General features: G+C 58.7%; 8 protein-coding genes. 4 read left to right on the top strand and 4 right to left on the bottom strand.

The window, feature by feature from the left end:
- Positions 1-15 precede the first annotated feature (15 nt).
- From ACK4FF_RS08585 to ACK4FF_RS08575, 3 genes are all read left to right on the top strand, one after another.
- Positions 16-699, top strand: a complete 684-nt coding sequence (locus tag ACK4FF_RS08585) for a response regulator transcription factor (RefSeq protein WP_409707446.1) — start codon at positions 16-18, stop codon at positions 697-699.
- Between the two features lie 210 nt (positions 700-909).
- The gene (gene gdhA / locus ACK4FF_RS08580) at positions 910-2,259 is read left to right on the top strand and encodes an NADP-specific glutamate dehydrogenase (RefSeq protein ID WP_409707443.1); all 1,350 of its coding nucleotides are present in this window, start codon (positions 910-912) and stop codon (positions 2,257-2,259) included.
- Positions 2,260-2,367: 108 nt separating this feature from the next.
- Positions 2,368-3,072, top strand: coding sequence for an NAD(P)H-dependent oxidoreductase (locus tag ACK4FF_RS08575; RefSeq protein WP_409707440.1), 705 nt, complete (start codon positions 2,368-2,370; stop codon positions 3,070-3,072).
- A gap of 125 nt (positions 3,073-3,197) precedes the next feature.
- Here the strand turns inward: ACK4FF_RS08575 and ACK4FF_RS08570 are convergent, their stop codons facing one another.
- The 4 genes from ACK4FF_RS08570 to senB form a co-directional block, all read right to left on the bottom strand.
- Entirely contained in the window at positions 3,198-3,896 is a 699-nt protein-coding gene (locus ACK4FF_RS08570) for a hypothetical protein (protein ID WP_409707437.1), read from the bottom strand.
- An 82-nt stretch (positions 3,897-3,978) separates the two neighbouring features.
- On the bottom strand, positions 3,979-5,982 hold the full coding sequence (locus ACK4FF_RS08565) for a methyl-accepting chemotaxis protein (RefSeq protein ID WP_409707434.1): 2,004 nt from the start codon (positions 5,980-5,982) through the stop codon (positions 3,979-3,981).
- A 123-nt stretch (positions 5,983-6,105) separates the two neighbouring features.
- A complete protein-coding gene (gene selD, locus ACK4FF_RS08560) occupies positions 6,106-8,418 on the bottom strand; it encodes a selenide, water dikinase SelD (RefSeq protein ID WP_409707431.1) in 2,313 nt (770 codons plus the stop codon).
- The gene (senB, locus tag ACK4FF_RS08555; protein ID WP_409707428.1) at positions 8,405-9,427 is read right to left on the bottom strand and encodes a selenoneine biosynthesis selenosugar synthase SenB; all 1,023 of its coding nucleotides are present in this window, start codon (positions 9,425-9,427) and stop codon (positions 8,405-8,407) included. The genes selD and senB overlap by 14 nt, the downstream gene beginning before the upstream one ends.
- 154 nt (positions 9,428-9,581) lie before the next feature.
- On the opposite strand from senB, the gene ACK4FF_RS08550 reads away from it, so the two are divergent.
- On the top strand, positions 9,582-10,790 hold the full coding sequence (locus tag ACK4FF_RS08550; protein WP_409707425.1) for a methyltransferase: 1,209 nt from the start codon (positions 9,582-9,584) through the stop codon (positions 10,788-10,790).
- The last annotated feature ends 34 nt before the right edge of the window (positions 10,791-10,824 follow it).

Raw genomic sequence — 10,824 nt, 5'->3', positions numbered from 1 at the left:
GCGGAACCACACACGGTGAAACCCCATCACGAACAGCCATCACAGCCTTTGGTGTACGTGCTTGATGATCAAGCCATCACGGCCTTCGGGTACGCTGAACTGCTCAAGGACCTTATGCCCGGTGTTCGGGTTCGGCAGTTTGCCACGTTCAAGGAAGCAGCCGGAGCGGCGGTTCACGAGTTTCCGGTTCTGATTCTGAGCAGCTTTCCCCTGCATGATGTGGGGCCGGAATCGTTTTTGGGTTTGTTGAGCACACTGTTCCCCGGGGTGACGGTGGTCATCACCCATTACTCGGCAGAATTGATGCAGCAATTGCGCCGCCACGAAGCCGAGCATGTCTTCATTACCGCCAGAACAGCGCCCCTGCGCAAACTCACTGAAGTCATCACACTGGCCTTGGCCCATGCCGGTGTGAGCGTGGGCTCGGACAGCACCCCAGCCCCGCGCGAACTGACCCACAAACAGGAACAGGTGTTGGAGTTGATTGCCTCTGGCCTGAGCAACAAGGACATTGCACGGGTTCTGCAGATTGGTGTTGAAACCGTAAAAGGGCATGTGAAAGACATACTTGAACGCCTGCATGCCCGTAACCGTCTGGAGGCCACTGTGATCTTTCGCAGGGCCCAGCGACAAGCCTGGGCTGTCACCAATCACCACGAGGGTTTCCCCCGCCATGAACAGACCGAACCTGTTCGTTGAAGTCCTGACCTGACCCGCGCAAGGTGTCGGAGAATTTTTTCCGAAACTGTCATCCGTTCGGGCTCAGCATGCGCCATGATGAAAATTTGAGCACCCCTCAAATTCTGGTTCAGGTTGAATGGCTTGCAGCAGTTGTCCACAGGCTATCCCCGTACTTGTGCCCATGTTTTGGGGAAATGTTATTCACTCTTTTCCCGTCAGGAGAACAACATGGCCACAACTGCGCAGCTCGACGATTTCATGCAAGGGCTGATTCGCCGCAACCCCGGAGAACCAGAATTCCATCAAGCCGTTTATGAGGTAGCCCAACACGTGCTGCCCTATGTGGCCGCGAACCCCAAGTACGAACGCGAGCAGATTTTTCAGCGCTTGACCGAGCCAGATCGCATTGTGAGCTTCCGTGTGTGCTGGGAAGACGACAAAGGCCAAGTGCGCACACAGCGCGGTTACCGCGTGCAGCACAGCAATGCGATTGGCCCTTACAAAGGCGGCATTCGCTTTCACGACAACGTGACGCAAAGCATTCTGAAGTTTCTGGCCTTTGAGCAGACCTTCAAGAACAGTTTGACGGGTTTGCCCATGGGCGGTGGCAAAGGCGGTTCCGACTTCAACCCCAAGGGCAAGTCAGACCGCGAGATCATGCGGTTCTGCCAGGCCTTCATGACAGAGTTGTCCCGCCACATTGGCCCATTCACGGATGTGCCTGCCGGGGACATCGGTGTCGGTGGCCGAGAGGTGTCTTACATGTTTGGCCAGTACAAACGTTTGGTGAATGAATTCACTGGTGTGCTGACCGGCAAGGGTTTGTCGTATGGGGGCAGCGAGATTCGCACCGAGGCCACCGGTTACGGCGTGGTGTATTTCATGGAAGACATGCTGGCCCGCCAAGGCGATGGCTTGAAAGGCAAGCGCTGCCTGGTCAGTGGTTCGGGCAACGTCGCGCAATATGCGGTTGAAAAACTGATTCAAAGTGGTGCCGTGGTGCTGACTGTGTCGGACTCCTCAGGCACTTTGTACGACCCGGACGGCATCACCGCCGAGAAGCTGGCACACATCAAGCATTTGAAGGAGGTGCAGCGTGCGCGCATCAATGCGTACCTGGACACTTACCCCAAAGCCGAGTTTCTTCCCGACAGAAAGCCGTGGGGTATTCCTGCCGACCTGGCATTTCCGTGCGCTACACAAAATGAAGTGCTGGGTGAAGACGCCCAGCAACTGGTGGCCAATGGGTGTCGTGGTGTGTCGGAAGGCGCGAACATGCCGTCCAACAAAGACGCGATTGACGTGTTTCAGCAAGCGCGGATTCTGTATGCACCTTCCAAAGCAGCCAATGCCGGCGGTGTTGCCGTGTCCGGCCTGGAGATGACACAGAACAGCATGCGGATTTCCTGGTCGCGCGACGAGCTGAACCAGCGCCTTCGCGTCATCATGCGGGACATTCACGAGAAGTGTGTGCGCTATGGCACGGGCGATGATGGGCACGTCGATTACTTGAAAGGGGCCAACATTGCAGGCTTTGTGAAAGTGGCCGACGCAATGCTGGCCTACGGCATCGTGTAAGCCCACGCTGGCGGTTCCGGTTTCAAGGCATAATCACCCGCAGGTGCAGGCTCATGTCATGGGCCTGCAGTTGCTCGTGCATTGGCCTTTTTACCGGACGAACCCGCCATGAATGTCTTCATAGTTCACGCCCACAACGAACCGCAGTCTTTCTGCACAGCCATGCTGCATCGCATGGTGCAGCGCTTTCAAGCCCAAGGGCATGAGGTTCATGTCTCTGACCTTTACGCCATGCAGTTCAATCCAGTGGCCAGCGCTGCAGATTTTCAGGCGCGTTCGAACCCGGATTATTTGGTGTACGCGCTGGAGCAACGCAACGCTGACAAGACCGGCACCTTGGCACCCGACATTGCAGCCGAGGTGGCCAAGCTCAAGGCCTGTGACCTGCTCGTGCTCAATTTCCCCCTGTATTGGTTTTCCTTGCCCGCCATCTTGAAAGGCTGGATTGACCGTGTGTTCCTGTCCGGTGTGGTGTACGGTGGCCGCAACTTTTATGACCGTGGACTGCTCAAGGGCAAGAAGGCCTTGCTGACGTTCAGCCTTGGTGGGCGCGAGCACATGTTTGGCCCGGGTTCTATTCACGGCGACTTGAATGCCATGCTCAAGCCTGTGCTGCAAGGCAGCTTGGGCTATGCAGGCATGCAGGTGCTTGAGCCGTTTGCCGCTTATCACGTGCCGTACATCACGCATGAAGCCCGGGTTGAAGTGCTTGAAGCCTTGGATGCCTGCGTGGATGGATTGGAGACGCGCGCGGTGTTGCCCAAGCCCAGCCTTGACGATTTTGATCCGCAAATGAACCCGATCAACAGCTGAGTACCCGGTGAGCAGGCCATAAAAAAACCCGCAGCAAGTGCGGGTTTCTCAAACGTTCCGTGGCAGCGGGCCCTGCAGTGCAGGGCCATGCCCGACAATTCTTCTTGGTCTTTGTCTAAGCCGGATTACTTCAGGCCGAGTTGTTTCTTGACCTTGGCCAGCACATCAGTTTGTGCGGACTTCAGCAGATCCTTCACTTTCTTTTCAAGTTCGCGGAACTGCTTCTGAGCGTCGCTCAGCAATTTCTTGCGCTCACCAGCACCCAACACTGCGGCCTTGGCCTTGGTGGCGGTTTTCTTGGCGGTGGTTTTTGCAGCAGTTGCGGTTTTCTTGGCTGCGGCCACTTTCTTGGTGGCTTTGGCCTTGGCGCCTGCTTTGGCATCGCCCAGTGCTTTGGCTGCGGCTGCAGCTACTGTGGGCTTCTTGGCAGCGGCTGCTTTTTTAGGTGCAGCGGCTTTCTTGGGGGCTGCAGCTTTTTTGGCTGCTGGCTTTTTCGCAGCGGCTGGTTTGGCTGCTGCAGGTTTTGCTGCTGCGGCTGGTTTTGCAGCTGCGGGTTTTGCGGCAGGTTTTGCTGCTGCTTTTTTTGCAGCGGGTTTTTTCGCTGCTGGCTTCTTCGCTGCGGGAGCAGCTTTGCTTGCTTCTGTTTCTACTGGCTTCTGATCCATGTTGTATAACCTTCCTATAAGGGTGCGGTGCCTAATGAATACAACAATTTTTATTTTCTGAAAAGCTTTTTCCATCAATAGTGCAACAACAACCCATTTGGATTGTTGTTTATTCAGTGAGTCTGCATTGCGAAGTGGTTTGAAGTGATGTCGATGCACGAACGATGATGCACATGCGCAGCGAAATTTTTTCCATGAATTCGTGTGTTCGCTGATTGGTTTTCACGCCTCGTTGGCGTGCTTACTTCACGGTGTAGGTGTGCACCAGTTGGTTGAGTTGGTCGGTGAGTTCCGCCACTTCCTGAGCCACTGCATTCAGGTTGCCAACCGCTTGCCGTGCGGCTTGCGAGCCTTGTGCGATGCATTCAATCTGTCGGGCAATGTCGTGCGAGGTGCTGGATTGTTCCGACAGGGCCGCGTTGATTTCCGCGATTGATGTGGTGGTGGACACCGCGTGTTGCGCGATGCCCTGCATGGCCCGCTCGGCTTGTTCAACCACCGACAGCCCGCCGCTGATGATGCCGCTCCAGCTTCGCACGCGATCAATCACCTGTGCGGTTTCTTGTTGAATGCCTCCCACCAAAGTGGCGATGCTCTGTGTCGAGTCTGAGGTACGTTCCGACAGGCGGCGAACTTCATCGGCGACCACGGCAAACCCACGGCCCTGTTCACCGGCGCGGGCCGCTTCAATCGCGGCGTTCAGGGCCAGCAGGTTGGTTTGCTCGGCAATGTCGCGAATGGTCTGGACGATGGAGGTGATGTCTTTGGAGCGTTGGTCCAGCATGTCCATCTCGCCCACCAAGGCCTCGGTGGCTTGGCCGATGTCTTGCATCACGCGGCGGGTGGCCTGCACCGTTTGTTGACCGGTTTCAGCCGAGGCGCCAGTTTCAACGGCCAGGTGCTTGGCCGAAGCGGAGTGGTCCGACACTTGATTAACAGACACGCTGAGTGAGTCGATGGATTGTGCGGCTGTGGCGGCCGAGTCGGATTGCGCGCAGGCACTTTGATGAATTTGAGAGGAGGCTTGCCGAAGAATGTCCGTGGTGCTTTGAAGTTTCAGCGTCAGGGTGTGGATGCTGGCCATGGCTTGAAACTGGGCTGACCTGACCTGTTCAATGGCTTGGGAAATTTGCCCCACTTCATCCTGCTGGGGAAGGTTGGCACTGGGCAACAGGTTGTTGCAGGCCAGTTGTTGGCTTTGCGTCAGCACGGTGCCCACACCCCGCTGTATGCCCCGGTAGATGGTCAGGCCCAGTAACAGGCTAGCGATCAACACCAAGGCGGAAATCAGGCCCTGCACGGCCATCCTCAATTGCAGTTGTTCAATTCGGGCTTCAAGGTGGGTGTTCAGAACCCCCAAGGCCAGGTCGCGGGAGTTGTCCAGGGCGTTGATCAATTCTGAAGCGCGTTTGCGAACGTCTTCGGCGCTGACGTTCCCGATGAGCGAACCGATGTCGTTGTTCAGGTCATCCAGGCTTTTCAATTGTTCAGGCTGTTGCGCCAGGGCTTCGGTGAGTGCGTCCGGAAATGCTTTTCCGGAAGCAGGCACTTTGCCCATGGAGGCCAGGAAGTTGTGATTGAGTTGTTTGATCAACAGCATGCGGGCCGACAGTTCGCCCAGCATGGCGTCTTCCATGGCACCTGTCATACCCATCAGGGTGATGCGGCTGCGGATGATGCCCAACTCGTTGCGCAGGGCGGGCAGTTCATAGTTCAGTGCGCTGATCAGGTAATGCGTGTGCACTTCGGGGTCGAAGGTCATGGTGCTGTCGTCGGCGTTGAACCGCATCAGTTCACCCAGACGTGCGGCCAGGTTGGAGTAGTGGGCAAAGGTGTTGTCGTCTTGTGTGTCTTGATACTGGGTTTTGAGGGCGTCCCAGCGTTGGCGGATGTCATCCAGTTGTTGACGTGTGCTGTGCCATTGCTCGGGCAGCCCCGCCTGCATGGCGTCAAAGGCCTGTTCAGCATGGCTGGTCGATTCTTTCAACGACCGCGACCACGCCTGGCCTTGTCTGAAAAACTCGAGGTTGTCTCGGTGTTCCTCAACAGCCTGCATCAGTTCAAACAATGGGGCGATGCGCTGGGCACCGATCATCTCCAACCGAGTGGCTTCAATACGCTGTTGCTGCTGGTGCAGCAAGACCAGCAATAGCGCGGCAAAGGCCAGGGTAATGGGGGCGCAGATCAATAGCACCTTGTACTGGAACCGCAGGTTGGACAGCCATTGAATTGGGGATGGTCGCATGGCGCAGGCTCCACACTGTTCGCTGAGGGAGGTTCAGTATGTCGCGCGTGGCGCCTGAGCCCCTATCGGAAAGATGGGTGGCGCTATGAACTATGTGTGGTATCTGCAGGCCTGCCCACCAACTCAGGGGGGTGTGGGTATTCCCTTCAACACGATAGGCTCCGGCTCTTCACCGGGTTCCAGCACGCGGCCAATGCACGCAGCGTGGGTGTACCCCAAACTGTTCAACGCTTGAATGCAGGCTGCCGCATGTTGTTCAGGCACACTGGCCAACAGGCCGCCAGCGGTTTGTGGGTCGAACAGCAGGGCATAACGCGCATCGTGCACCCAGCCCTGCGGGTTGCGAATGGCCCGCCTCAAACGAATGTTGGCGGCCTGCAGTGAACTGAGCACCCCCATTCGTAGGGTGTCCAACGCGCCGTTCAGCAAGGGCAGTGCATCCATGTTCAGTTCCACCTCCACGCCCGAAGGTTTGGTCATTTCAACCAGATGGCCCAGCAGGCCAAAACCGGTGAGGTCAGTGCAGGCTTTGCTGCCGTGCTGTTGAAGGCAGACGGCGGCGGCTTGGCTGGATTGGGCCATGCTGTCCAGCGCAGCCATCACCCAACGGCCTTTGGCCTTGCCTTGAGGCAGTGCTGCCATCAAGGTGCCAGTGCCGATGGGTTTTGTCAGAATGAGTACATCACCGGGCCGCAGGCCGCCTTTGATCATCGCCTGTTGGAGCGACTCGTCGATCAAGCCATTCACGGCAAAGCCCAAGGCCAACTCGCGCCCCTCGCCAGTGTGTCCGCCAACCAGTGCGCAACCGGCGGCGTTGAGTACATCCACAGCGCCGGACATCATTTGAAACAGCAACTCTTCCACTTGGCTGTCCAGCCCCGGTGGCACGGTGGCCACAGCGGTGGCCGATTGCGGCTGGCCACCCATGGCAAACACATCACCCAGCGCATGGTTGGCGGCAATTCGGCCAAACAGGTAAGGGTCGTCAATGAATGCGCGGAAAAAGTCCACGGTGTGAACCACTGCTTTGCCCGCGGGCACGCGAACGATGGCGGCGTCGTCCGGCGCATGCAGACCTACCAGCACATCGGGCCGCTGAACGGGTTGCAAGCCCGCCAGTGCGCGCGACAACACCGTGCTGCCCACTTTGGCACCGCACCCACCGCAGCGCATGGCCAGTGCTGAAATGGCTTGCAGGTTTTCTTCCGGGCTGAGTGGAACCGACTGGCCTGACCTGTCGTGGACTGGCGCAGGCATGCTGGGCAATTCGGTGAAGCGTTGCATGAACTGGCGGTCGATGTGGTCTTTCCATGCCCACAGCCAATTGCCGGCAGCGCTGAATGCCCCTTTGGAGGCGATGGCGGACTGGTCGCCGGTGCTGATGAGCGCAAGCCATGTGCGTTGCGGCTTGTATTCCTTCAGGCGTTTTCCTTGCACGTGACGGTGCAGGTTCATGGCCAGCGGCTTGCCCATGCGCACTGCAAAAACCCCCGCTTTTTCCAGCGGGCGATTCTGAAAATGCGCGACATCGCCCGCTGCAAAAATGTCGGGGTCGCGGGTGGTTTGCAGGGTGTTTGTGACATGAACAAAACACCGCTCAGTGATTTGAAGGCCTGTGTCGGCCAGCCAGCGGGGCCCGTGCGCTTGCGTCACCCACATCACGGTGTCTGCAGTCACTCTGTCCTGGTGGTTCAGGTCCAACTGTTTGCGGCCATCAACCGTGCGGATGGACATGACTTTTGCACCCGTGCGCAAGGCGATGCCGCGCTGAGTGAGCACCCGCCGAAAGTGGGCTCGCACCCGAGGGTTGTGGGTGGGCAGAATGTCGGCACCCGAGGTGATCACTTCAAAGCTCAGTGAACCGGCGGGGTGGCCCAAGCGCTGCCATTCATGGCTCAATCGATGGTGCATGGCCAGGCACAGTTCGACGCCGCCTGCACCACCGCCCACCACGGCGATGTGCAAGGGCCCTTGGTGAACTTGCACTTGGTGCAACAGCTTCAGCCAATGTTGGTTGAATTCCGCGATCGGCTTGACTGGAATGGCGTGTTCTGCAGCCCCCGGTACGCGGGTGGTGTCGGGTGTGGAGCCGGTGTTCAGTGAAAGTACGTCATAACGGATGGGCGGGCGGCCTTTGCACAACACGGTTTTGTTCTGGCGGTCCAACCCCACCACTTCAGCACGGATAAAACGCGCCCCGGCAAATGCACACAAGCGGGCCAGGTCGATGTGAACATCGTCCATGGCGTAATGCCCTGCGACATAACCGGGCAGCATGCCCGAATAGGGGGTGTCGACATCGTTGCAAAGCAGGGTGAGCCGCACGCCAGGCCAAGGGGCCATCCCGAACATGCGCAGCACCCCAACATGGCTGTGCCCACCGCCCACCAGCACAATGTCCCGAAGCACGGGTTCTTGGGTGTCAGCCATTGCCATGGGCCATGTCCTCGATCAGGTTCAGCAGCGCAGTGCGCTCCCGTTCAGGTGTGAAATGGTTGGCCCGACTGCGGGTGTGTTGCAACAGGGTGTGCAGGTCACTGCCTGTGGGTGTGCCCGAGCGCAGGTCGTTCAACGCCGCGCGAAGGTGGCTGGCCAAGGCCTGCGCATCACCTACACCAAACAGGCCTGGCCAGTCTGCACCCAGCATACCGAGGTTGCCCGGCATGTTCGACGCCAACACGGGGGTGCCACTGCGCAAGGCTTCCATCAGCACATGGGCGCCCCCTTCCAGCCGGCTGGGGTGTACCAGCACGTGGGCCTGCTGAATCGCAGACCGTGCCTGCTTATGGGTTCGTGCCCCGGCCCAACGGTAGTTGGGGCAGTCGCGCATGGTTTGTAGGGCCAGCTCGCCCAGGCTGGTGTCCAGGGCCTGGCCAAGATGTTGAATGCGAATACCCGGCTCATCTTTCAACAGGCGTGCAGCCTGCATCAGGGTCTGTGGCATTTTTTCTTCTCGCAGATGCCCCACGGCCACCACGTTCAGGTGCCGCTGGGTTTTGCTTAAAGGTTTTCTGGCTGAGCATGATTGAAGAATCACCCGGGCTTTGTTGCGGTGAGTGTCGGGCAGGGCGTCGAGCGCCAGGTGTTGCAACACCACCAAACGATTGGCCACGTCCAGCGAATGCAGGGTGTTGGCCTCTTGCGCAGGCAAGTCTTTGTAAAGGTCTGTGCCAGTCAGCACCACAGCCAAGCGGCGTTGCCGCCAATCGGCATGATGCTCGGCCCACCGGGCAATCGACCGGGCCGAGCGTCGGGCATGCAAAGCCAGCGCCAAGTCGTCCGTTGCAGCCAGTGCATCGGGCCAATGGGTGCAGACTCGAACCGCATGGTGTGGCTTGAGCAACGCAGCCCAACGGCGGGCGGTTTGCCCGTTGCCATTGTCGGTGCCGGCCTGAACGGGGCTGATGATGACCACCGACACTTTGTTTGTTCCCCGTTTGCCCACCGCTCATCCAACCGCGTTTTTTCTGGAGTGTACACGAGGCACCTTGGCCTGAGTTCGCCCAAGCGGCAAGGTAAATCACACTGGCCGATCGCAGGTGCAGCCATTCGGCAAGGGAGCGTGATATTTTCGGTGCTTTGGAAATGATTGCCTTGAAATGACTTTGTCCAACCCCGCCACTGCTCAATTGCCCGCCCCACTTCACAGCCATCGCCTGGAGTGGAAGGAAGGGGCTGACACTTTGCAGGCGCTGTGGCTGACTGAGCGGCAGGTCAGTGCCCCCAAAGCAGTGCTGTTGGGTGACGACACCCTGAATGCCGATGTGGCCTTGCGGGCCATTATGGCGGGCACCGTCATTCTCTACCGGGGTGACTTTCACAACGGCCGGCAATTGGTGCAGGCACTGGCCCGTCGGCTTGACCGCAAGAAGGGCAGTCGCAAGGCCAAAAGCCCGGAGTTGACACCGGCCCATGCATTTCATTTGCACCGGCAAAGCCAGGCGCAACGCGCCCGCGTGTTGAATGCGGTGTTGGTGCCGCTGAATGCCGACTTCTCTGTGCCCTTGCGCCGTGCGCCAGAGGTGCGTGAGGCTGTGGGGCAAGCGTGGGGTGATGTGCGCTGGCCGGGCTTGGCCTGTGTGTCGGTGCGCGAACTTCAAGGCCTGATTGGCGCCCATGAATGGCGCAAGAAAGGCGTGGAGATTCCGGCACTCGGCCCCACGGACAACCGGGTTTTCCCCTTCTACGGTGTGTACTCGCCAGTGCGGGGTGAGTATCTGGATTTGATTGCGCAAGCCCAGTTGCCAGACGCACTGCTCAAGCCCGGCGGCGTGGCTGCTGATGTGGGTACGGGCACTGGGGTGATTGCTGCCGTGTTGGCACGTCGCGGGGTGTTCAGGGTATTGGCCACCGAGACCGACCCGCGTGCAGTGGCCTGTGCTGAACAGAACATCGGCCAGTTGGGCCTGAAGAGCACCGTGCAGGTGCAGCAACGTGACCTGTGGCCCGACGAGCCCGTGGACCTGCTGGTGTGCAATCCGCCTTGGTTGCCCGCCAAACCGACTTCGCCGATTGAGCGGGCCATCTATGATGACAACAGCGCCATGTTGGGGGCTTTTTTGAAAGGGGCACGCCAACACCTCAAACCCGAGGGGCGCGTGTGGTTGGTGATGTCCGACCTGGCTGTGCACTTGGGCTTGCGAAAACCGGGCGAGCTTGAGCAGTTGTTTTCACAGACAGGTTGGGTGGTTGAAGACCAGCTCACCATCAAGCCGCAGCATTCCAAGACACTGGACACCCAAGACCCGCTTCACGTGGCCCGACGACAGGAGATCACCTCCCTGTGGTGTTTGCAGCCTGCAGGCTGAACACGCAGTGCAGTGCGGGTAAACACCGACCTTA

This window comes from Limnobacter sp. (assembly GCF_046297615.1).
Taxonomy (GTDB): Bacteria; Pseudomonadota; Gammaproteobacteria; order Burkholderiales; family Burkholderiaceae_B; genus Limnobacter.
This window is presented reverse-complemented; position numbering and strand designations above follow the sequence as displayed.